Origin of the sequence: Rhodococcus sp. DT1, assembly GCF_049844875.1 — a bacterium.
Lineage (GTDB): Bacteria > Actinomycetota > Actinomycetes > Mycobacteriales > Mycobacteriaceae > Rhodococcus.
The window spans coordinates 88,003-108,872 of the sequence record NZ_JBNCLW010000006.1; the positions used below are offsets into that span (position 1 = coordinate 88,003).

Sequence of the window (20,870 nt, forward strand, 5' to 3'; positions counted from 1 at the left end):
TCCGCCGGAACCGGTACAATGGTCCTTGAAGTTCGCGCTTCGAGCCGCTGAACGCAGCCCGCGAGCTTCACCGATAATGTGCGCGCACCCGACCGCGGATCGCCGCGCTTCGCCGAGCTTCTGACAACGCTCGTGCTGAGGCGCAGGCCGGTCCCCTGCCCGACCTCGTGCGTGCGTGCCGAGACCAGGAAGGCCGGACCCCTGAGCAAGATCACAATCGACCACGAAGACGACGCGACCGAAACGACCGTCTCCGCACAGCTCGACTCCACCCACGTTCCCCCCACCTTCGGAGAGCTCGGCGTCCGTGACGAAATCGTCCGGGCACTCTCCGAGGTCGGCATCGAACGTACGTTCGCAATCCAGGAGCTCACGCTCCCCCTCGCCCTCGCAGGCGACGACCTCATCGGCCAGGCCCGCACGGGCATGGGCAAGACCTTCGGGTTCGGGGTTCCGCTGCTCAACCGCATCACCACCGACGGTTCGGGCACCACGACCCTCGACGGCACCCCGCGTGCGCTCGTCATCGTCCCGACGCGCGAACTGTGCGTCCAGGTGACCGGCGACCTGGTGAGCGCCGCGAAGTACCTGCCCGGCAGCGGCAAGAAGGGCCTCGAAGTCCTCTCGATCTACGGCGGACGCCCGTACGAGCAGCAGATCTCCCAGCTGCAGAAGGGCGTCGACGTCGTCGTCGGCACCCCGGGCCGGCTTCTCGACCTCGCCAACCAGGGTCACCTGATCCTCGGCAAGATCGGCGTGCTCGTCATGGACGAGGCCGACGAGATGCTCGACCTGGGCTTCCTGCCCGACATCGAACGCATTTTGACGATGGTGCCCGACAAGCGTCAGACGATGCTGTTCTCGGCCACCATGCCGGGCCCGATCATCACGCTCGCCCGCACCTTCCTGAACCGCCCGACGCACATCCGCGCGGAGGAAGCCGAGTCGTCGGCGGTGCACGAGCGCACCCAGCAGCACGTCTACCGTGCGCACGCGCTCGACAAGGCCGAACTCGTCGCGCGCGTGCTGCAGGCCGAGGGCCGCGGCGCGACCATGATCTTCACCCGTACCAAGCGCACCGCACAGAAGGTCGCCGACGATCTCGTCGAGCGTGGCTTCGCCTGCGGCGCCGTGCACGGCGACCTGGGCCAGATCGCACGCGAAAAGGCACTCGACAAGTTCCGCGCCGGCAAGATCGACGTGCTGGTCGCCACCGATGTCGCGGCACGCGGCATCGACATCGACGACGTCACCCACGTCATCAACTACCAGTGCCCCGAAGACGAGAAGACGTACGTGCACCGCATCGGCCGTACGGGTCGCGCGGGCCGCACCGGCATCGCGATCACCCTCGTCGACTGGGACGACATTCCCCGCTGGCAACTGATCGACAAGGCGCTCGGCCTCAACATGCCCGATCCGGTCGAGACCTACTCCAGTTCGCCGCACCTCTTCGAGGAACTCGGCATTCCTGCCGGCACCACGGGGCGCGTGCACAAGCAGGCTCCGGCGCGGTCCGCCGAGAGCGAGCCCGCCGAACGTCGCCCGCGTGAGGATCGCGAGGAGACGGCGTCCCGGCCCAAGCGCAACCGCGTGCGCCGCCGCACCGTCCGCGGCAAGGCGTCCGACGGTGACACCGCTGCCGCCTCGGGCGCCGACGCTACGGAGCCGAAGGCGTCGAACGGCCAACAGAAGGACCCGCAGGCCGAGGGCGCATCCGAGCGCGCCGGTTCCGACGCACCCGCTTCCCCGGCACGGCGTCGTCGCCGTCGTCGCGGCAACGGCGCCGCGGGCCACGACACGGCCTCACAGGACGCCTCGAGCGCGGACACCGTCGCGGCATCGTCCGCTCAGTAGGACCCGTGCTCGCGCCGGAGCGCCGCACACGCACGGATCTGCTCGTCGCCGCCACACTCGTCGTCACCGTCCTGGTGGCGGCGAGTGTCGTCTGGCTACGGTCCGATGCGCGCGGCACCACCTCGATCACGTGGGACGAGCCGGTGTCCGCTCCCCCTCTCGCCGGTACGCTGCCCGACACCCTCACCGAGGTGTGGCAGGCGCCCAGCGGGGCCACGTCGGCGCCCGTCGCGCTCGGAGGCACCGTCGCGACGGCCGACGCGAACACGGTGGTGGGCCGGGATCCGGTCACCGGCGACGAACGATGGCGGTATGAGCGCAACCGCCCGCTGTGCGCCGCAACGGGTGCGTGGGGTTCGGTGATCTCGGTCTACCGCGACGCACGCGGCTGCGGGCAGGTCACCGCGCTCGACTCGGACAGCGGAGCGCGCGGGGCACAGCGGACCGGTGACGCAGACGAGGAGATCCGGCTCATCGACGCCGGCTCCCACGTCATCGCACTCGGCGACACCCGGCTCGAGATGTGGCGGTCCGACCTCGTGCGCACCGTCGAATACGGGTACGTCGACGCCCCCGTCAACCCGCGCGCCCAGCCCCGGTCCGGCTGCGAACTACTTTCCGCCGACGCCGGGACGAGCCGTCTCGCGGTACTCGAGCAGTGCCCCAACGAGCCGGCCAATCGGCTCACGTTGCTGGACCCCACTCCCGACGACAGTCAGAAACCCGAGCAATACGCGTCGTCGGTGCTGCCGGAAGCGCAGACCGGAGCAGGCGCCCGCATCGTCGCCGTGCTCGGTGAACGCACCGCTGTGTACATGCCGCCGGGACCCGGCGGCGGCCCACGCATCGCGGTGTACGACGGCTCGGGCGCACTCGTCGACACCCACGACCTCGGACGTGTCGCCGGCAACGGCACCGCACCCGCCACCGAACAGGAGGGGGTCCTGGTCTGGTGGACGGGTCTCGACACGGTCGCCCTCTCCCCCGAGGATTTCGCACCGGCATGGACCGTCGAGGACACCCTCGGGACCGGAGCGGCGATGGCCGGCTCACTGCTCCTGCCGGTCGACGACGCGGTCGCGGCGGTCGATCCCGCGTCCGGCAACGTCCGGCGGCGGATTCCCGTCGAACGAGGCGACGCACCGGACGTGGACGTCGCGGTCACCGGTGAACTCGTGCTCGAGCAACGCGGAGACCGGGTCGTCGCGCTGCGCTGACGACGCCGGGGTCAGTCCAGCGTGGGCAGTGCGGTGTCCTTCGTCCACGACGCGAGCAGGTTCTCGGCCAGTTCCCGGTAGGCGTCCGCGCCCTTGTTCTTCCGACCGGCGAGCACGGTCGAACCCGATGCAGACGCCTCGGCGAACCGCACGGTTCGCGGGATGGGTGGCGAGAGCACCGGCAGGTCGTACCGGTCCGACACGTCGGCGAGCACGTCACGACTGTGTGTGGTCCGCGAGTCGTACAGCGTGGGAAGTGCGCCGAGGAGTTCGAGTTCGGGGTTGGTGATCTGCTTGATCTCCTGGACCGTCCGCAGAAGCTGACCGACGCCGCGGTGTGCGAGCGTTTCGCACTGCAGCGGGACGAGGACGGAGTCTGCCGCGGTGAGCCCGTTGAGGGTGAGCACCCCGAGGGACGGAGGACAGTCGACGATCACCACGTCGAAGTCGTCCGCGACCGTCGCCAGTGCGCGTTTGAGGGTGTATTCCCGGCCCGGTTTCATGAGCAGCATCGCCTCGGCACCGGCCAGGTCGATGGTCGCGGGCATGAGCGTGATGCCTTCTCCCGCCTCGACCAGCACCTCCTGCACCTTGGTCTCCCCCACGAGGACGTCGTGCACCGACTTGTCGAGCCGGTCCGGGTTGTGGCCCAGGGAGAAGGTGAGACATCCCTGGGGATCGAGGTCGACGAGGAGCACCCGCTGTCCCAGCGCGGACAGGGCGGCCCCCAGCGACGCGACGGTGGTGGTCTTGGCGACGCCACCCTTCTGGTTTGCCACTGCAAGTACGGTTGTCACGGGTCGATCCTCGCGTATTCGGCGCTCCGGTGTGCGGTAACGACGCGGCATCTTCCCGGCACATCGTGCAGACCCCTCCGACGCTCCCGAAAGGCGTACCGCCCGTGATCCGCAGAGTCCGTCCCGACGATGTCGACGCCGTCACCGGCCTGATCTACGACCTTGCGGAGTACGAGAAGGCCCGGCACGAGTGCACCGTGACGACGGAACAGATCCGGGCCGCGCTGTTCGGTCCGGAACCGTCGGTGTTCGGCCATGTGGCGGAAGAGGCGGACGGCACCGTCGTCGGGGTCGCGCTGTGGTTCCGGAACTTCTCCACGTGGGACGGGGTCCACGGCGTGTACCTGGAGGACCTCTACGTCCGGCCGGAGCATCGCGGCGCGGGACACGGGCGCGCGCTGCTCGCCGCACTGGCCCACGAATGTGTGGAGCGCGGTTACACCCGGCTGAGCTGGTCTGTGCTGAACTGGAACGAGCCGTCCATCGGTTTCTACCGGTCGCTGGGTGCGGTCCCTCAGGACGAGTGGACGACGTTCCGTCTCAGCGGTGACGCGTTGCGCGAGCTCGGCGCCTGACCGGCCTCCGACGCGGCCCGGTTCAGTGCTCGTCCTCGGGCACGTAGTCGCGGGCGAGCCACCGGGTGGTGGCGGGGCTGAAGAGGAGCACGAGCGCCGGCACCACGATCAGCCCCATGAGCGCACCGAGGAACACCTGATGGGAATCGGTGAGGAGCGACCACACCACGGGCAACAGCAGAAGCTGCGCGACGACAGCGATCGAACGTCCCCAGTGCGCGCCGCGCAGGAGCGCGATGCCCGCGGCCAGGACGCCGCCGAAGAGGATCGACAGCCACAGCGCGAGGCCGTAGCCGTTACTCACCGACTGGTCGTAGTTACCCGACCATGCCCGGATGACCGAGTACACCGCGAACCCGATGGCGATGACGCCTTCGAGCACGACGAGCGACCCGGCAACCTTGACGGTCGACGGGGTACGGGTACGAGGTGTTTCAGTGGGCACCCGACCAGCGTAGTGGACCGGCGCGATAGCACTTAGGCTGATGCTCCGTGCGTGCCCTGCTGATCGTGAACCCGAACGCGACGACCACCACTCCGGCCGGTCGTGACCGGCTGGCTCACGCGCTGTCGGGCAGAACGCAGCTCACCGTGGCGCATACGACGCACCGGGGGCATGCCGCGGACCTGGCACGTTCCGCACACGCGGACGGGATGGATGTCGTCATCGCTCACGGTGGCGACGGCACCGTGAACGAGATCGTCAACGGCCTGCTGGGGCCTTCCCCCGACCGTGGTCCCGATCCGACGCTGCCTCGCCTCGCCGTGGTGCCGGGCGGATCGGCGAACGTGTTCGCTCGCTCCCTCGGGATCGCACCGGACCCGATGGAGGCGACGGAACAACTGCTCGCCCTGCTCGCCGATCGCACGGCCCGCCGCATCGGGCTCGGCCACTGCGACGGGCGGTGGTTCGTATTCAACGCGGGGCTCGGTCTCGACGCGCAGGTGTGCGAAGCGGTCGATCTGAGTCGTCTCAGCGGCAAGAAGGCGACGAGTTCGCGGTATGTGCGACATGCGATCACACAGTTCTTCGCGTCGAAGCGGATCGAACCGGCACTCACGCTCGAAGTGCCGGGGCAGGATCCGGTCGCTGGGGTGTATTACGCCTTCGTGTCCAACTCGAGCCCGTGGACCTTTCTCGACAGGCGCCCGGTGCACACGAACCCGGGTACGTCGTTCGGCACGGGCCTCGGGGTCTTCGCGATGGCGACGATGCGGGTCGTGCCGAGCCTGCGCGTCGTGCGGCAGTTGCTCGCGAAGCAGGGAGATCCGTCGTCTCCGTATCTGTTGCGCGCGGACGACGTCACGCACGTGCGCGCACGGTCGACGCGACCGATCGGCCTGCAGGTGGACGGCGACTACCTGGGGCTTCGCACCGATGTGGAGTTCGTGTCCGTGCCTTCGATACTCGAAGTCGTCGCTCCTGCACAGTGAGCAGAGTGCTCGAATGTTGTGATTCTGCTTACTTTTCGGCCGAACAGGTGTAGAAAGAAGGATTGACGAATGCTTCGCCCCTTCGTCGGCGTGAGCTTCCACACGGTCGCGGTCGATTCTCTTGACTTCACGCAAGTTCGTGAAAGCATTCACAAGTAACCGCGCGGAAATACTTCGCGCCGCAAGCGTGAACACGCACAGACAATCATCCGGTGCACAGCACCATCGAAGGAGAGTAGAAGCATGGACTGGCGCCACGAAGCCATCTGCCGCGACGAGGATCCGGAACTGTTCTTCCCTGTGGGCAACAGTGGACCGGCTCTCGCGCAGATTGCCGATGCCAAGCTCGTGTGCAACCGCTGCCCCGTCACCGCCGAGTGCCTCTCGTGGGCCCTCGAATCGGGTCAGGACGCCGGCGTATGGGGCGGCATGAGCGAAGACGAGCGACGCGCACTCAAGCGCCGCAACGCCCGCACCCGGGCTCGCACCACGGTCTGACGATCGCGACCTGTACGAAGGCCCGGCCCCCGAGGGGACCGGGCCTTCGTACGTCGTAGGTGTCTCGCCGACAACGTGGATCAGGTTCCGGCAACCTTGCCGAGCGCCAGTCGCAGGCGCGCGTCGGTTCCGCCGGTTTCGTTCGCGGCCAGGTCGAGCGTGCCGCCGAGTTCGGCAGCGACCAGCGTCCGCACGATCTGCAGCCCGAGACGGTCGGAATCTTCGAGACGGAACCCCTCCGGCAGGCCTTTACCCTCGTCCCGCACGACGACATCGAGCCACCGGGCCGACCGGTTCGCCCGGACCGTCACCGTGCCGTGAACACCGGGGTCGAATGCGTGCTCGACGGCGTTCTGCACGAGTTCGGTGAGCACCATCACGAGCGGGGTGGCGCGATCCGCGGGGAACACACCGAGGTTTCCCTCACGGCGCACCCGGATCTGGCTGCCCACCGCCGAGACATCCACCACGATCGGGATCAACTGGTCGAAAACACCGTCGAGGTCGACCTCTTCGTCGACCGACATCGACAGGGCTTCGTGCACCAGTGCAATCGACGTGACCCGGCGTACCGCTTCGCCGAGCGCCTCTTTGGCCTCGACATTGCCGGTGCGCCTCGCTTGCAGCCGCAGCAGCGCCGCGACCGTCTGCAGGTTGTTCTTCACCCGGTGGTGGATTTCCCGGATCGTGGCGTCCTTGCTGAGTAGGGCACGGTCACGGCGCTTGACCTCGGTGACGTCGCGGATGACCACAGCGGCGCCCTCGATGCGGCCGCCGGGCGACAGGACGAGAGCACGGATGAGCACCGTCGCTCCGCGCGCCTCCACCTCCATGCGCTGCCCCAGCCGTCCGTGCACGGCCCCGCTGAGATATTCGGAGACGTCCGCACTTTCGAACGGATCCGTCACGAGCGAGCGGGTCGTCTCGACGAGGTCCTGGCCCAGCAGATCGGAATTGAATCCCATGCGGTGGTACGCGGACAACGCATTCGGGCTGGCGTAGACGACGCGACCCTCACGGTCGAGACGGATGAAACCGTCACCGGCGCGCGGGCTGGACTTCGTGTCGGACCGTGCTTCCGGAGTGGGAAACGTTCCCTCGCTGATCATGCTGTAGAGCGCATCGGCACATTCGAGATATGCCGTCTCGAGCGCACTCGCCGAGCGCCGTGACACCCGCGCGGCGTCCCGGCTCAGTACCGCGACCACCTGCCCGGCCCACCGCACCGGCACGGCCTGACGCAAATGGATCGAGTCGCTGGATCCGCGACGGACCGTGACGATCTCGCCCGATTTGAAAGCCTTACGGACATAAGGATGTTCGTCGTCGGACACGACGGTCCCCACCGCATCCTCCGGGATGACGGTCGAGGCGGTGGTGGGACGGCACTGCGCCACACACACGATCCCGTCGGGCGCGGCATCCACCCACAGCAACACGTCCGCGAACGACAGGTCGGCGAGCAGTTGCCACTCCCCGACGACGCGCTGCAGGTGGTCGACAGCGGCACCGGGAAGATCGGTGTGGGTGGCGAGAAGGGCACTGAGGGTGGACACGGAGGCCGCCTTCTTGTTCAGGAGATGACCGCGATGAGATCGCCCTGCTGGATCACATCTCCCACGGCGACGCCGACCGACGTCACCGTGCCCGAGGTCTCCGCGAGCACCGGGATCTCCATCTTCATCGACTCGAGGATGACCAGGGTGTCGCCTTCCGCGACGACCTGTCCCTCGTTCACCACCACCTCGAAGACCGTGGATACCATCTCGGCCCGTACGTCCTCTGCCATCGAACACCTCATTCCGCGAACCGGACGGTGGACCTGCCGACAGGACCACTCGACCGCACGTGAAACACTGTAATGAAAGAGAAAGGAGATCCAACCATGGGTAAGCGAGGCCGCAAGAAGCGTAGCCGCAAGGGGAACGCCGCCAACCACGGCAAGCGTCCCAACGCCTGAGGCGTTCGGAAACACGGAAGGACCGGAAAGCGTTGCTTTCCGGTCCTTCTTGCTCGGGGGGCCGAGTCGGTCAGTTCTGGGCGTCGCGGTGGTGGTGCACCACCACATTCCGGCGGATCTCCAGTACCAGGCGTTCCCGCAGTCCCGCGGGCGCATGCTCTCCGCCACACTTGCGGCTCAGCAGGGACTTGATCTTCTCCTCGATGCCGTAGGCCTCGAGGCAGGCACCACAGTCGTCGAGGTGCCCCTGGAGTCTCGCTCGCGCATCTTCGTCACACTCGGAATCCAGCAACAGATACACGTCCGCAATGACCGCAGAGCAGTCCACCCGCTCGAAGTCTGTCGGCTCGCTCACTGCGAGACTCCCTTCCTGTTCTTGCTGTTCTCGCTGTTCCCGGACGGTTCACCCGCGCCCGGTTCCACATCCACTGCCGCATCGACTCCACCGCCGCGATTGAAGCCGCGTTCGCGAGCCACGTCGCCGAGCAGGCCACGCAGTTGCTTGCGGCCGCGGTGCAGGCGCGACATCACCGTCCCGATCGGGGTTCCCATGATCTCGGCGATGTCCTTGTACGGAAATCCCTCGACGTCGGCGTAATACACCGCCATGCGGAAGTCTTCGGGGAGTTCCTGCAACGCCGCCTTGATGTCGTCGTCGGGCAGCGCGTCGAGCGCCTCGACCTCCGCCGAACGGAGCCCCGTCGACGAGTGCTCCGCGGTCGCCGCGAGCTGCCAGTCGGTGATCTCGTCCGTCGGATACTGCGCGGGCTGCCGCTGCCGCTTCCGGTAGGAGTTGATGTAGGTGTTCGTGAGGATGCGGTACAGCCAGGCTTTGATGTTCGTGCCTTCACGGAAGGACGCGAACGCGGAAAACGCCTTGATATACGTCTCCTGGACGAGATCTTCGGCGTCGGCCGGGTTGCGGGTCATCCGCAACGCAGCACCGTAGAGCTGGTCGAGCAGCGGCAGTGCCTCACGCTCGAACCGTTCGGCCAATTGTTCGACAGACTCCTCGACCACACCGATCCCTTCACCGACGTTCTCCGTGAAGGCTACCGGTCCTGCCGTAGCCGGACGGGGCGGGCAAAGGATTGCCAACAGGGTCTCCGATCCTCGAGCAACAGCGGTCGCGCCGGCGGGCACGTCCGAAGGGGTCAACACACCGCATACCGGACTTGTTCCCGACGGGCGGCGAGTCGGCGCGCGGGTCGGCTGGTCGGCGGCGGTGTCTCCGCGCCAAGGGGGATAGATGACGCCGGCGAGGACCGGATCTCGGCATTCGGCCGTCGGCGTCCCCCTGACTACCCTTGCGCCGTGACCCTCCGCATCCATCGCGCCGACTTCTCCGACCCCCGACTGGCCGCATTCCTCCAGGCTCATCTGGACGAGCTCGCCCCGACTGCGCCCCCGGAGAGCAGGCACGCCCTGGACCTGTCCGGTCTCCGGCAGCCGGGTGTACGGCTCTGGGTCGGCGAGTGGGACGACGGAATCGCAGCGACAGGTGCCCTCGCCGCACTCGGGCAGGAGCACGAAGAGGTCAAGTCCATGCGCACGGACCCTCGCCGGCGAGGAAGCGGGGTGGGCCGGGCGATGCTGCGCCATCTGCTCGGCGATGCCGCCTCGCGGGGTGTCCGGCAACTCTCGCTGGAGACGGGAAGCACGGAGTTCTTCGCTCCGGCGCGGGCACTGTATGCCGGTGCGGGCTTCGTCGTCTGTGGGCCCTTCGGTGATTACCGGGACGATCCCCACAGCGTCTATATGACGTTGACTGCCGCTTCGGCCGGTGGCGCCGAGTACGCGTCCTTTGCTTGCGAAGCGGGCGCCGAACCCCGAAGGGTGCGGCGCCCGCTCTCATCCGTCCTGAACGTCCGTCCTGAACGTCCGTCCTGATGTCTCGGTCTCCTCCGTGCGGAAGACCCGGCGTCAGCTGAAGGAGTTTCGTCCCTCGAGTGCCGACGCGACGAGATTGTCCTTGGGAAGGGCGGTGCCCGACGACACGGCGTCGGTCCACATCTCGGTGCTCGCGACCGCGGCGAAGTTGGAGTGGAACAGCGTCATCAGTGTGGTGTGAACCTGCTCGGCGGAAACCTTGCCCGCTGCGTTGGCGAGGTGGATCGCGCCGGTGGCGTCGGAGATGATCTCCGCGACGAGGCCGTGCACTTCGGCTTCTGCGGCAGTGGCCAGATCGCAGTTGTTGGTCATGTACCCGACGATCGTGATGGTGTCGACGTTCTGCTCACGCAGCCACTGCGCCACGTCGGTGTTGCCGAACACCGACCCGTAGTTCTTGGTGACCTGCTTCCAGTGCGGCTTGACCCGGGCGGCCACGTCCGGATGCAGCTGCCAGCCGTGCGACCCTTCCGCGTAGACAGGAGCCTCGGCCGGGAGTGTGTGCTGGACGACGGCGACGGGAAGCCCGGCGGCGTCGGCGTGGTCGAGGACCCGCGTGATGTTCGCAAGGGTCGCCTCGCGCGGAGGATATTGAATCTGCATGGGACCGTCGAAGTACTCGTTCTGCACGTCGACGACGAGCAGCGCGCGGCGGGGGGACGTCATGGTGTTCTCCTTCTCGAGACGACCGAGTGGTCGAGTGTGCGGATGCGCCGAGTTGTTCGATGCGTCCGTGTCGTACCGGGATTGTGCTTGTCAGAGTCCGGGCAGACCGTAGTGATCGGCCATGAGTTCCACTGTTCTGGCCTGGGCCTGCCGGGAGTGGCCCACCAGAACCAGCATCACCTCGTCGACGCCGGTGTGCTCGTGGAGTTGCTCGAGGCGGTGGGCCACGGTCGGCGCTGTGCCGTGCAGCGTGCGGTCCGTCCATTCGTCCAGGATCTGCCGCTCCTGGGCGGTGGCGGGATATGCCTCGACGTCTTCCGGACGAAGCAGGGAGTACGGCTCGCGCCGGAACATCCGCAACATGCCCATCGCGGTGGACGCGGATTGACGCCGGGCCTCCACGGGGTCGTCGTCGGCAACGACTCCGACGCTGACCAGACCGTACGGCTCCGCGAGCACGGCGGACGGCCGGAAATGCTTGCGGTACAGCGCCATAGCGGTGACGACGTCGGCGCTGCCGAATTGCAAGGCGAAGGCATAGGGCAGCCCTAGCCGCCCTGCCAACTGCGCGGAGTACGGCGAGGAACCCAGGATCCACACGCCGGGGCGGGTCGTGGCTCGGGGTACTTCGTTCTGCTCGGCCTGCCACGGACCGGGTACCGCGTGAACGTCGCGGTAAGGATGTCCCTGCGGAAACTCGTCGTCGAGAAACCCGAGCAGTTCCAGAACCTGCTGAGGAAAGTCGTCGCCGGCGCCACGATGCCGCCGCAGCGCTGCCGCGGTCGCGCCGTCCGTGCCGGGTGCCCGGCCGACGCCGAGATCGATCCGCCCGGGGGCCAGGGTGTCGAGCATGCCGAACTGTTCGGCAATCACCAGGGGCGCATGGTTGGGCAGCATGACCCCGCCCGCACCGAGCCGGATCCGTTCGGTTTCGCCGGTCAATCGCGCCACCATCAATTGGGGTGACGACGTGGCAGCGCCCGGCATCGCGTGGTGTTCGGACATCCAGAAACGTCGGTATCCCTGCCGGTCGGCCAGCTTCGCCAGCGCGATGATCTCCTGGAAGGTCTCCTGGACGGTGCTCCCGACGCCGGTATGTGCGTTGTCGAGCACGGAAAGGGAAAAAGGGGCGGTGCCGGACGTGCGCGGCTCGAGCATGAAGCGATCTCAACTCTCACGGAAACAGTTGCCATTCAACGTGAGGTTCACTGTACGGGCATATCACGGAAAACCACAACGGTTACCATGAGAGGCATGGTGACGATTCCGCTCCCGCCGGCGCCCGGCGCCGAGACTCACTGGAGTCTGGCGCTGGTGAACAGCACCGTGAGCCTCCCCGGCGGACTCGAGGCAGACGAATTGAGCACGCCGGCGGAGGCCACCGGGTGGCTGATCGGTCACGGTCTCGCGCCTCGCGACACCGAACTTCTGGCCTACTGCCGGAGCCAACTCGTCGGATTGCGGACGGACCTGCGCACGGTGTTCGCCGCCCATGTGAACGGCAACGCTCCCGATCCGGCGGCACTGGAGGGCATCAACCGAGCACTCACCACCGTGCCCAGCGCGGTCGTCCTCAGGTACGAGGAGAAGACCGGATTACGCCGGACCTCGATCCATCCGACGACTCGGATCGTCGAGCACGCGATGATGCAGATCGCCGAGGACGCCGCCGCGTTGCTGACCGGCGAGAGCGCAACGCTCATATCCCGCTGCGGTGCGACCCCGTGCGATCGCTTCCTGCTGCGCACTCACGCCCGCCGGTACTGGTGCTGCACTCGGTGCGGCGACCGGGTGCGGGCCGCGCGAGCCTATGCGCGCCGGTCGCCGCAGCGCGTTGCCACAGAATGAGGGAACGCTGTTGCCTAAGGTGAGCACATGGCATCCACGTCGACCCCCGCCACCACGCTTCTCACCCGCGAGAAGGTGCCCCACGTGGTCCACGAATACCCCCACGACCCTCGGTCCGGCTCTTTCGGATCCGAAGCGGTCGAGGCGCTCGCCGACCGCCTCGGCGTGGTGCCCGCCCAGATCTTCAAGACACTCGTGATCGCCCTGCCGTCCGGCAAGCTGGGCGTCGCCGTCGTCCCCGTCCCGGAGACGCTGTCGCTCAAGGCCGCGTCGGCGGCGCTCGGTGGTGGCAAGGCCACGATGGCCGAGCGCGCCGCCGCGGAACGCGCGACCGGCTACGTACTCGGTGGCATCTCCCCGCTCGGTCAGCGCAAACGCCTCCCGACGGTGATCGACGCGTCGGCGGGCCACTGGGACAAGGTGTTGTGCAGCGCGGGGCGGCGCGGCCTCGAAATCGAACTCGCCCCCGCGGACCTGATCCGCCTGACCGGAGCCGTGGTCGCCCCGGTCGCAGCAGGTCACTGACGGCGCAGCCGCTACAGCAACGCCATCTGGTCGCCGGCGCCGTCGTCGGGCACGAGCAGTTCCGGGCCGTTGTTGCGCACGCTGTTGACCTTGTCCGACACCCTGCGGATCCGAATCCGCGCCACGGCGTCTTCGCTCGGCACGATGAGGTCGGGGTGTCCGAGGCTGTCGGGATCGAGCCAGGCATCCCACCGCTCGGGCGGGAGCATCAGGGGCATCCGGTGGTGCATATTGCCCAGTTGCGCAACGGAATCCGCGGTGAGGATCGTGGTGCTCATCAGCGGTGGCGCGTCGGGGGTACGCGGATCGCGCCACACCGCCCACAGACCCGCCATGTAGACGCGTGCACCGTCGGCGGGCGCCATGAAATACGGCACCTTGCGGGTCTTGCCGTCCGGCGCCGGTTCCACCTGCCACTCGTACCAGCCGTCCATCGGAACGAGACACCGTCGGTAACGCAGCGAGTGCGCGAACGCCGGTTTGGTTGCCACCGACTCGGACCGCGCATTGAACAGCGGAGCGCCCGAAGACACCTCCTTCGCGAACGGAGGCACCAGTCCCCAGCGCATCCGCCGGATACGGCGCCGCGCCGGGCCGTCCGCATCGTCGCGGTCGTGCCGCGCCACCACGGTGAGCACCTGCGTGGTGGGCGCAACGTTGTAGTCGGACCGCAGTTCCTCGTCGCCCGTCTCGTCGATCGCGTCGAGTTCCATCGCGAGAGTGGCCGGATCGGCCGTCGATGCATACCTGCCGCACATGCCCACGAGTGTGGCAGCGACCGCCGACACGGCACACACCGGTCGCGCGGACGGGTGGGAGTCGATGCCCGGGCGGACCATGGGCGAAGATGGACGGGTGAGCCTGTGGAAAGCACCCCGAGCCGTGTCCCCCGTCGACGCGTCCGTGACGCTGCCTGGATCCAAGTCCATCACCAACCGTGCCCTCGTCCTGGCGGCCCTGGCGGCCGGTCCCTCGACGGTGACCGGAGCGCTGCGCAGCCGCGACACCGACCTCATGATCGCCGCGCTGCGGTCCCTCGGCGCGGCGATCACCGAGCGCGACGGCGGCACCACCCTGGACGTGACTCCGGGACCCCTGCGAGCCGGCGCGGTGGACTGCGGCCTCGCGGGGACCGTGATGCGCTTCGTTCCGCCGGTGGCTGCGCTCGCCGACGGGGACGTCCGCTTCGACGGGGACGAGCAGGCACGATCCCGGCCGATGGGCACGGTGCTCGACGCACTCCGGGCACTCGGCTCGGACATCGACGGCGACACGCTGCCCTTCACGGTCCACGGTCGCGCCGGCGTGCGCGGCGGGTCCGTCACGATCGATGCGTCCGGGTCGTCGCAGTTCGTGTCCGGTCTGCTGCTCTCCGCCGCGAGGTTCGACGACGGTGTGACCGTGCACCACGACGGCAAGCCCGTCCCGTCCACCCCGCACATCGACATGACGGTCGACATGCTCCGCGACGCGGGCGTGCAAGTCGACACCTCGGAGGCGAACACGTGGCGGGTGCTGCCCGGCCCGATCGCCGCCCACGACGTGGTCGTCGAACCCGACCTCTCGAATGCCACCCCGTTTCTCGCCGCCGCCGCGGTCACCGGAGGCACGGTGTCGGTCCCGTGCTGGCCGGAGAAGACCACGCAGGCGGGCGACGCCATCCGGGACATCCTCGAGCGCATGGGAGCGGCTGTGTCGCTGTCGGACGGGACGCTCACGGTGCGGGGACCGGCCACGCTCACCGGCATCGACATCGACCTGCACGACGTCGGTGAACTGACGCCCACGGTGGCCGCGGTGGCCGCGCTGGCCTCGACCCCCTCGCGTCTTCGCGGTATCGCGCACCTGCGGGGCCACGAGACCGACCGGCTCGCCGCGCTGGCAGCCGAGATCGGCCGGCTCGGCGGCATCGCCACGGAAACCGAGGACGGCCTCCGGATCGAACCGGCCACCCTGACGGGCGGTGTCTGGCACTCCTACGCCGACCACCGGATGGCGACTGCCGGCGCAATTCTCGGTCTCGTCGTCGACGGCGTCGAGGTCGAGGACATCGGCACGACCGCCAAGACCCTCCCCGGATTCGAAGGTCTGTGGGCGGCGATGTTGACGGGAGCACGCTCCTGAGCCGGCGGCAGTACGACGAGTCCGACGTCCGGGTCCGTCCGGGCAAGAGTTCGCGACCGCGTACCAAGGATCGGCCCGCCCACCTCGATGCGGTGGAGGGCATGGTGTTCTCGGTGGACCGTGGGCGCTGGGGGGTCGTCCTGGGTGGCGATCCGCAGCGACCCGTGGTGGCGATGCGCGCACGCGAACTGGGCCGTACACCGATCGTCGTCGGAGACAGGGTGGGGGTGGTCGGCGACCTTTCCGGCCGTCCCGACAGCCTGTCGCGCATCGTGCGGGTCGAGGAACGCACCACCGTGCTCCGCAGGACAGCCGACGACACGGACCCGTTCGAACGGATCGTGGTGGCGAACGCGTCGCAACTGCTCATCGTCGTCGCGCTCGCCGATCCGCCGCCCCGCACCGGGCTCGTGGAGCGCGCGCTGGTCGCCGCGTACGCGGGCGGGCTCGCCCCGATGCTGGGGCTGACCAAGAGCGATCTCGCCGACCCGGAGGAATTCGCGTCGCAGTTCGCCGATCTGGACATCCCCGTGCTGGCCGTCGGCCAGGACAACGATCTTTCCGATCTCACCGAGCGTCTCACCGGCCGGGTCACCGCATTGATCGGCCACTCCGGCGTCGGCAAATCGACCCTTGTCAATCGCCTCGTCCCCGACGCCGACCGCGCCACGGGTGTGGTCTCCGGTGTCGGGAAGGGCCGGCACACGTCGACCCAGTCCGTCGCGCTTCCGCTTCCGTCCGGTGGCTGGGTGGTCGACACTCCGGGCATCCGGTCGTTCGGGCTCGCGCATATCCAGCCCGACGACGTCGTCGCGGCCTTCACCGATCTCGCCGCGGCGGTCGCCGACTGCCCCCGCGGCTGTACGCATCTCGGGCCGCCCGCCGACCCCGAGTGCGCGCTCGACCGCCTCGAGGGCAAGTCGCTGCGCCGGGCGCAGGCCGTGCGCGAACTGCTCACCTCGCTGGCGTCCAACGACTCCTGGTGATCGAATGCATCGAACCCCGGCACCAGTTCCGGTGCCGGGGTTCGATCATCGTTCGGGGCGTGCAGCACACGCTCGCGAACTCAGCGCATGCCGAGAATCCTGCGGACGAGACCGCGCTTGCGGGTCGTCTCGATCGTGGTGGCCAGACCGCGCCGGCGTCCGGTGACCGGATCGATCTCCGCCGGGCCACCGAAGCCCCGCTCCGATGCGGTCTCGGGGGCGGCGTCGCGGTCGTCCTTGAGAAACTTGTCGGGTAGCGAGAGCTTCGCGATGGTGCGCCAGGACTTCCAGTACTGCACGGCCAGCGGACCGGTGGTGTACGGCAGGTCGTACTTGTCGCACAACTGCCGCACGCGCACGGCGATCTCCGCGTACCGGTTGGACGGCAGGTCCGGGTAGATGTGGTGCTCGATCTGGTAGCTCAGGTTGCCGGTCATGAAGTCCATGATCTTGCCGCCGGAGATGTTGGCGGACCCGAGCATCTGCCGGAGGTACCACTCGGCGTGCGTCTCGTTCTCGACGTCCTGCTTCGTGAACTTCTCCGCACCGTCCGGGAAGTGCCCGCAGAAGATCACGGCGTTGGTCCACACGTTGCGGACGAAGTTCGCCGTGGCGTTCGCGGTGATCGTGGTCTTCCACGACTTGCCCGTGAGCGCCGGATAGACGACGTAGTCGCGCAGGTCCTGCTTCGCGATCTTCGCGAGCACCTCGGCGCCGTGCTTCTTGGTGATCTCGCGGTCGTCGCGACCCTGGATGACCTTGCCGAGTTCGAGCAACTGGATCGCGATGCCGTACTGGAACAGCGACGCCAGGATCGCGTTGTAGGCGATGTTGCCGAGGTAGAACGGCTTCCAACGCTGGTCGCGGGTGACGCGGAGCAACCCGTAGCCCACATCGTCGTCCATGCCCAGGATGTTCGTGAACTTGTGGTGCAGGTGGTTGTGGGTGATCTTCCAGTGCGCCGACGGATCGACGTTGTCCCACTCCCAGTTGGCGGAGTGGACCTCTGGGTCGTTCATCCAGTCCCACTGCCCGTGCATCACGTTGTGCCCGAGCTCCATGTTCTCGATGATCTTCGACAACGAGAGCATTCCGGTGCCCAGCCACCACAGCGAGCGCTTCTTGGAACCGAACAGGACCAGACGTCCACCGACCTCGAGGCCGCGCTGCAACCGGATCGTGTTGCGGACGTATCGGGCGTCGCGCTCACCGCGCGACTCCTCGATATCGCGCCGGATGGCATCGAGCTCGCGGCCGATGGCCTCGACGTCCGCCTCCGTAAGGTGCGCGTATTCCTTGATGTCCGATATCGCCATGGCGGCTACTCTACCGTAGGTTACGGCTCCGTAGGTTAGGCGATTTCGGACGTGTGATCGGAATCACTTACGGGCGGGCGGCGTCGATTACTGCCGATTCCGGCGACGCGCACGTCGCATCGCCACCGTGTGCTCGGCATGCGAGCGCAGCGCGGTGAGCAACCCACGGCGACGTCCCGTGACGGGGTCCTCGGTGAGAGCCGGCAGTGCTGCGGCAGCACGGAGTCGCTCGAACTTACGCTCCGACGACGTCTCCGGCGCATCGTCGGACGTCGCCCGCAGAAGGGTGTCCGGCAACGCCAGTTTGTGGATGGTGCGCAGTGCCAGCATGTACTGCCGTCCGATCGGTCCGGTCGTGTACGGCAGGTCGTACTTGCCGCACAGCGCACGGACCCGGGCCGCGATCTCCCGGTAGCGATTGCTCGGCAGGTCCGGAAAGAGGTGGTGCTCGATCTGGTAGCTGAGGTTGCCGGTCATGAAGTCCATGACCCGGCCACCGGTGATGTTCGCGCTACCGAGCAACTGCCGCAGGTACCACTGACCGCGCGACTCGTCCTCGAACTGCTCGACCGTGAACTTTTCGGCGCCGTCCGGGAAGTGTCCGCAGAAAATCACCAGGTACGCCCAGATGTTGCGCACGACATTGGCCGTCAGGTTCGCCGTGAGCGTGCTGCGCCATGCCGGTCCGGTCGCGGCGGGGAACAGCACCAGGTCCTTGAACACCTGGCGGCCGGCCTTCGCCACGAACTCGCGGTCGGGCCCGGACATCCTGGGCCGCGGACCGTCACCGAGTTGTTTCTCCCACGCGATCCGCTGCGCCGTCAGGTCGTGCAGCGCGATACCCCACTCGAACGTCAGCGCGAGGACCACGTTCGCGACCGGCTGCAGCAGGTTGATCGGGCGCCACTTCTCGTCGCGGGTCATGCGCAGGATGCCGAATCCGACGTCCTCGTCCATCCCCACGATGTTCGTGTACGTGTGGTGCTCGTAGTTGTGGGCGCGCTTCCAATGAGCGGACGGGCCGGTCTGGTCCCATTCCCACGACGTGGAGTGGATTTCCGGATCGTTCATCCAGTCCCACTGCCCGTGCATCACGTTGTGCCCGAGCTCCATGTTCTCGATGATCTTCGCGAGCGACAACGCGGTCGTGCCGAGCAGCCAGCGTGAGCGCCGCCGCGAGCCGAGCAGCACGATCCGGCCGACGATCTCGAGCGTTCGCTGCAGCCGAATCGTGTTGTGGATGTACCGCGCGTCACGCGGCCCACGCGAATTCTCGACATCGCGCCGGATGGCATCGAACTCTGTTGCCAAAGCGTCGATGTCGGCGTCGGTCAGATGCGCGAACTCGCGGATGTCGGTGATGGCCAAGCGGGTCCCTCTCGTCGTTCATGGTTGTGCCCTCGGGGGCATCGATTGTGCGGTCGAGGCCTCAGGCGTCGATGGTGCAGTCGCCGGCAGCAACGGAGATGCAGGTCTGGACTCGCTCGCCCTCTCCATGCTCCTCGCCCGACCGGAGATCTACCACATACCCCTTCTGGAGCGGCACCACACAAGTCTGACAGATACCCATCCGGCAACCGAAGGGCATGAGCGCTCCTGCGCTCTCCCCCGCCTCGAGAACGGTGGTGGCACCGTCGGCGGTCACCGTCTTGCCGGATTTCGCGAACGTGATCGTTCCCCCGGCTCCGGAGGTATCGGCCCGTGTGACCGCGAAGCGCTCGAGATGCACGCGATCTTCGAGGCCCGCCTTCTCCCAGTGAGCGCTGATATCGGCGAGCATCTGCTGCGGTCCGCACGCCCAGGTCTGACGCTCCCGCCAGTCCGGACATACCTCGTCGAGCTGCGACAGGGCGAATTTGCCCTGTTCACGCGTGTATTGCAGGTGGCAGCGGTAGCGGTCGTGGTTGGCGTCGAACTGCTCGAGTTCGGACCGGAACATCACGTCCTCGGCGGTGGGCGCCGAGTGCACATGCACGACGTCGGCAATGTCGACGCCACGGTCGGCCGCACGCCGATCGAGGGTGCGGAGCATCGACATGATCGGTGTGACGCCGCTGCCGGCCGTCAGGAACAGGATCTTCTCGGGCGGCGGATCAGGAAGAACGAAGTCGCCCTGCGGAGCCGCGAGGCGCACGATTGTGCCTTCCGGCACACCACCGACGAGATGGCTCGACAGGAACCCCTCGGGCATCGCCTTCACCGCGATCGAGATGACCTTGTCGGTGCGGATCGGGGTGGAGGTCAGCGAGTACGACCGCCAATGCCACTTGCCGTCGATGTGCAGGCCGATGCCGATGTACTGACCGGGCGAGTACCCGAAGTCGAAGCCCCAGCCGGGCCTGATGACGATGGTTGCGGAGTCGGGGGTCTCGGAACGGACCTCGACGATGCGCCCACGAAGCTCACGCGCCGACCACAACGGGTTGATCAAGTGCAGATAATCATCGGGCAACAGTGGGGTCGTGAGTCGCGCGACCGCGCCTCGCACCACGTTGGACAGAGATCGCTCACCCGGTGCCACATGGGCCGCGGGCCTTTCGATCCATTCCTTGAAACCCATCGACCGATTCTCCTCACGCTGGAACTACGACCGCGAAGGTTATCAGAGGTTACGGTTCCGTAGGTTACGTGGAGACTCCACTCACAAGCATCCTCGTTCCGAGCGGTCAGAGCAATTCCAGCAGGAACTGCAACTCCTGCGCCGCGTACCACGCCAGTTCGTGATCCTCGGCGTCGCCGAGCACGAACTCGGCCTCCTCGTCGCCCAGATCGGCCGCGTCGACAACCTCCATCGCACGCGCGACGTCCGCTTCCGCGGCCTTCAGATCCACGTGCACGGACGCGACGGCGCTCATCGGGATCGGCCCGGCGAGGCGCACCACGGCGTCGTCGAGATCGGGGCGCGGGGTTGCGCCCTCCACGTCCGCGGCGATCACGACACGCCGCGTCCCGAACTCAGGGGTCGCCCCGGTGTCCTCGGCGGCCAGCAGCCGCACCGAGGCACGCGCCGCCTCGGACATGGCCACCTCCGCGAGCTCGTCGTCGTCGCCGGAGGTGTAGGCCTCACGCAAGGTGGGCGTCACCGCGAACGCTGTACGCCCCACCGCGTCGAGCTCGTTCTCGGCCACGAGACGCTGCAGCATCCCGAGCGTCGCCGGTACATAGACACGCGTCACT

General features: G+C 67.6%; 24 protein-coding genes. 11 read left to right on the forward strand and 13 right to left on the reverse strand.

Annotated elements, in window-relative coordinates; genetic code table 11:
- The first annotated feature begins 171 nt into the window (after positions 1–171).
- Together ACLQ3J_RS16370 and ACLQ3J_RS16375 are read left to right on the forward strand one after the other, a co-directional pair.
- Positions 172–1,857, forward strand: a complete 1,686-nt coding sequence (locus tag ACLQ3J_RS16370) for a DEAD/DEAH box helicase (protein ID WP_425903909.1) — start codon at positions 172–174, stop codon at positions 1,855–1,857.
- Positions 1,858–1,862: 5 nt separating this feature from the next.
- Entirely contained in the window at positions 1,863–3,074 is a 1,212-nt protein-coding gene (locus ACLQ3J_RS16375; protein ID WP_425903911.1) for a hypothetical protein, read from the forward strand.
- Positions 3,075–3,085: 11 nt separating this feature from the next.
- Here the strand turns inward: ACLQ3J_RS16375 and ACLQ3J_RS16380 are convergent, their stop codons facing one another.
- Entirely contained in the window at positions 3,086–3,871 is a 786-nt protein-coding gene (locus ACLQ3J_RS16380; RefSeq protein WP_169651694.1) for an AAA family ATPase, read from the reverse strand.
- A gap of 104 nt (positions 3,872–3,975) precedes the next feature.
- Here ACLQ3J_RS16380 and ACLQ3J_RS16385 point away from each other — a divergent pair, with 104 nt between their 5' ends.
- Positions 3,976–4,446 carry a GNAT family N-acetyltransferase gene (locus ACLQ3J_RS16385; protein ID WP_169651693.1) on the forward strand — a complete coding sequence of 157 codons (471 nt, stop codon included), beginning with the start codon at positions 3,976–3,978 and terminating at the stop codon, positions 4,444–4,446.
- Between the two features lie 22 nt (positions 4,447–4,468).
- Here the strand turns inward: ACLQ3J_RS16385 and ACLQ3J_RS16390 are convergent, their stop codons facing one another.
- A complete protein-coding gene (locus tag ACLQ3J_RS16390) occupies positions 4,469–4,891 on the reverse strand; it encodes a hypothetical protein (RefSeq protein WP_169619755.1) in 423 nt (140 codons plus the stop codon).
- Positions 4,892–4,938: 47 nt separating this feature from the next.
- Here ACLQ3J_RS16390 and ACLQ3J_RS16395 point away from each other — a divergent pair, with 47 nt between their 5' ends.
- Positions 4,939–5,880: a diacylglycerol kinase family protein gene (locus ACLQ3J_RS16395; protein WP_169651692.1), complete on the forward strand. Its 942-nt coding sequence runs from the start codon at positions 4,939–4,941 to the stop codon at positions 5,878–5,880.
- A gap of 243 nt (positions 5,881–6,123) precedes the next feature.
- Positions 6,124–6,378 carry a WhiB family transcriptional regulator gene (locus ACLQ3J_RS16400; RefSeq protein ID WP_072699424.1) on the forward strand — a complete coding sequence of 85 codons (255 nt, stop codon included), beginning with the start codon at positions 6,124–6,126 and terminating at the stop codon, positions 6,376–6,378.
- Between the two features lie 80 nt (positions 6,379–6,458).
- On the opposite strand, the gene ACLQ3J_RS16405 is transcribed toward ACLQ3J_RS16400, so the two are convergent.
- Positions 6,459–7,934 carry a sensor histidine kinase gene (locus ACLQ3J_RS16405; RefSeq protein ID WP_169619757.1) on the reverse strand — a complete coding sequence of 492 codons (1,476 nt, stop codon included), beginning with the start codon at positions 7,932–7,934 and terminating at the stop codon, positions 6,459–6,461.
- 17 nt (positions 7,935–7,951) lie between these two features.
- Positions 7,952–8,167, reverse strand: coding sequence for a biotin/lipoyl-binding carrier protein (locus ACLQ3J_RS16410; RefSeq protein WP_169651691.1), 216 nt, complete (start codon positions 8,165–8,167; stop codon positions 7,952–7,954).
- A gap of 96 nt (positions 8,168–8,263) precedes the next feature.
- Here ACLQ3J_RS16410 and ACLQ3J_RS16415 point away from each other — a divergent pair, with 96 nt between their 5' ends.
- Positions 8,264–8,338, forward strand: coding sequence for a 50S ribosomal protein bL37 (locus tag ACLQ3J_RS16415; RefSeq protein ID WP_022597109.1), 75 nt, complete (start codon positions 8,264–8,266; stop codon positions 8,336–8,338).
- A 70-nt stretch (positions 8,339–8,408) separates the two neighbouring features.
- Here ACLQ3J_RS16415 and rsrA read toward each other — a convergent pair whose 3' ends face one another.
- Both rsrA and ACLQ3J_RS16425 read right to left on the reverse strand, forming a co-directional pair.
- On the reverse strand, positions 8,409–8,693 hold the full coding sequence (gene rsrA / locus ACLQ3J_RS16420) for a mycothiol system anti-sigma-R factor (protein ID WP_169619759.1): 285 nt from the start codon (positions 8,691–8,693) through the stop codon (positions 8,409–8,411).
- Positions 8,690–9,358, reverse strand: coding sequence for a sigma-70 family RNA polymerase sigma factor (locus tag ACLQ3J_RS16425; protein ID WP_378527610.1), 669 nt, complete (start codon positions 9,356–9,358; stop codon positions 8,690–8,692). The genes rsrA and ACLQ3J_RS16425 overlap by 4 nt, the downstream gene beginning before the upstream one ends.
- A gap of 294 nt (positions 9,359–9,652) precedes the next feature.
- On the opposite strand from ACLQ3J_RS16425, the gene ACLQ3J_RS16430 reads away from it, so the two are divergent.
- Positions 9,653–10,228: a GNAT family N-acetyltransferase gene (locus ACLQ3J_RS16430; RefSeq protein WP_425903913.1), complete on the forward strand. Its 576-nt coding sequence runs from the start codon at positions 9,653–9,655 to the stop codon at positions 10,226–10,228.
- Positions 10,229–10,261: 33 nt separating this feature from the next.
- Here ACLQ3J_RS16430 and ACLQ3J_RS16435 read toward each other — a convergent pair whose 3' ends face one another.
- Positions 10,262–10,894, reverse strand: coding sequence for an isochorismatase family protein (locus ACLQ3J_RS16435; protein ID WP_169651689.1), 633 nt, complete (start codon positions 10,892–10,894; stop codon positions 10,262–10,264).
- A 90-nt stretch (positions 10,895–10,984) separates the two neighbouring features.
- A complete protein-coding gene (locus tag ACLQ3J_RS16440) occupies positions 10,985–12,052 on the reverse strand; it encodes an LLM class flavin-dependent oxidoreductase (RefSeq protein WP_425903914.1) in 1,068 nt (355 codons plus the stop codon).
- A gap of 96 nt (positions 12,053–12,148) precedes the next feature.
- Here ACLQ3J_RS16440 and ACLQ3J_RS16445 point away from each other — a divergent pair, with 96 nt between their 5' ends.
- Both ACLQ3J_RS16445 and ybaK read left to right on the forward strand, forming a co-directional pair.
- Entirely contained in the window at positions 12,149–12,742 is a 594-nt protein-coding gene (locus ACLQ3J_RS16445) for a CGNR zinc finger domain-containing protein (RefSeq protein WP_425903916.1), read from the forward strand.
- 27 nt (positions 12,743–12,769) lie between these two features.
- Positions 12,770–13,267: a Cys-tRNA(Pro) deacylase gene (gene ybaK / locus ACLQ3J_RS16450; RefSeq protein ID WP_169619783.1), complete on the forward strand. Its 498-nt coding sequence runs from the start codon at positions 12,770–12,772 to the stop codon at positions 13,265–13,267.
- 11 nt (positions 13,268–13,278) lie between these two features.
- Here the strand turns inward: ybaK and ACLQ3J_RS16455 are convergent, their stop codons facing one another.
- A complete protein-coding gene (locus ACLQ3J_RS16455; RefSeq protein WP_425903917.1) occupies positions 13,279–14,025 on the reverse strand; it encodes an SOS response-associated peptidase in 747 nt (248 codons plus the stop codon).
- 79 nt (positions 14,026–14,104) lie between these two features.
- Here ACLQ3J_RS16455 and aroA point away from each other — a divergent pair, with 79 nt between their 5' ends.
- Together aroA and rsgA are read left to right on the forward strand one after the other, a co-directional pair.
- On the forward strand, positions 14,105–15,391 hold the full coding sequence (aroA, locus tag ACLQ3J_RS16460) for a 3-phosphoshikimate 1-carboxyvinyltransferase (RefSeq protein ID WP_425904024.1): 1,287 nt from the start codon (positions 14,105–14,107) through the stop codon (positions 15,389–15,391).
- Positions 15,358–16,377: a ribosome small subunit-dependent GTPase A gene (gene rsgA / locus ACLQ3J_RS16465; protein WP_296550020.1), complete on the forward strand. Its 1,020-nt coding sequence runs from the start codon at positions 15,358–15,360 to the stop codon at positions 16,375–16,377. The genes aroA and rsgA overlap by 34 nt, the downstream gene beginning before the upstream one ends.
- Positions 16,378–16,457: 80 nt before the next feature.
- Here the strand turns inward: rsgA and ACLQ3J_RS16470 are convergent, their stop codons facing one another.
- The 4 genes from ACLQ3J_RS16470 to ACLQ3J_RS16485 form a co-directional block, all read right to left on the reverse strand.
- Positions 16,458–17,693, reverse strand: a complete 1,236-nt coding sequence (locus ACLQ3J_RS16470) for a fatty acid desaturase family protein (RefSeq protein ID WP_169651685.1) — start codon at positions 17,691–17,693, stop codon at positions 16,458–16,460.
- 87 nt (positions 17,694–17,780) lie between these two features.
- Positions 17,781–19,061, reverse strand: a complete 1,281-nt coding sequence (locus tag ACLQ3J_RS16475) for a fatty acid desaturase family protein (RefSeq protein ID WP_169619787.1) — start codon at positions 19,059–19,061, stop codon at positions 17,781–17,783.
- 61 nt (positions 19,062–19,122) lie between these two features.
- A complete protein-coding gene (locus ACLQ3J_RS16480) occupies positions 19,123–20,253 on the reverse strand; it encodes a ferredoxin reductase (RefSeq protein WP_169619788.1) in 1,131 nt (376 codons plus the stop codon).
- 106 nt (positions 20,254–20,359) lie between these two features.
- Positions 20,360–20,869: a DUF6912 family protein gene (locus tag ACLQ3J_RS16485; RefSeq protein WP_169619789.1), complete on the reverse strand. Its 510-nt coding sequence runs from the start codon at positions 20,867–20,869 to the stop codon at positions 20,360–20,362.
- Position 20,870 lies beyond the last annotated feature (1 nt).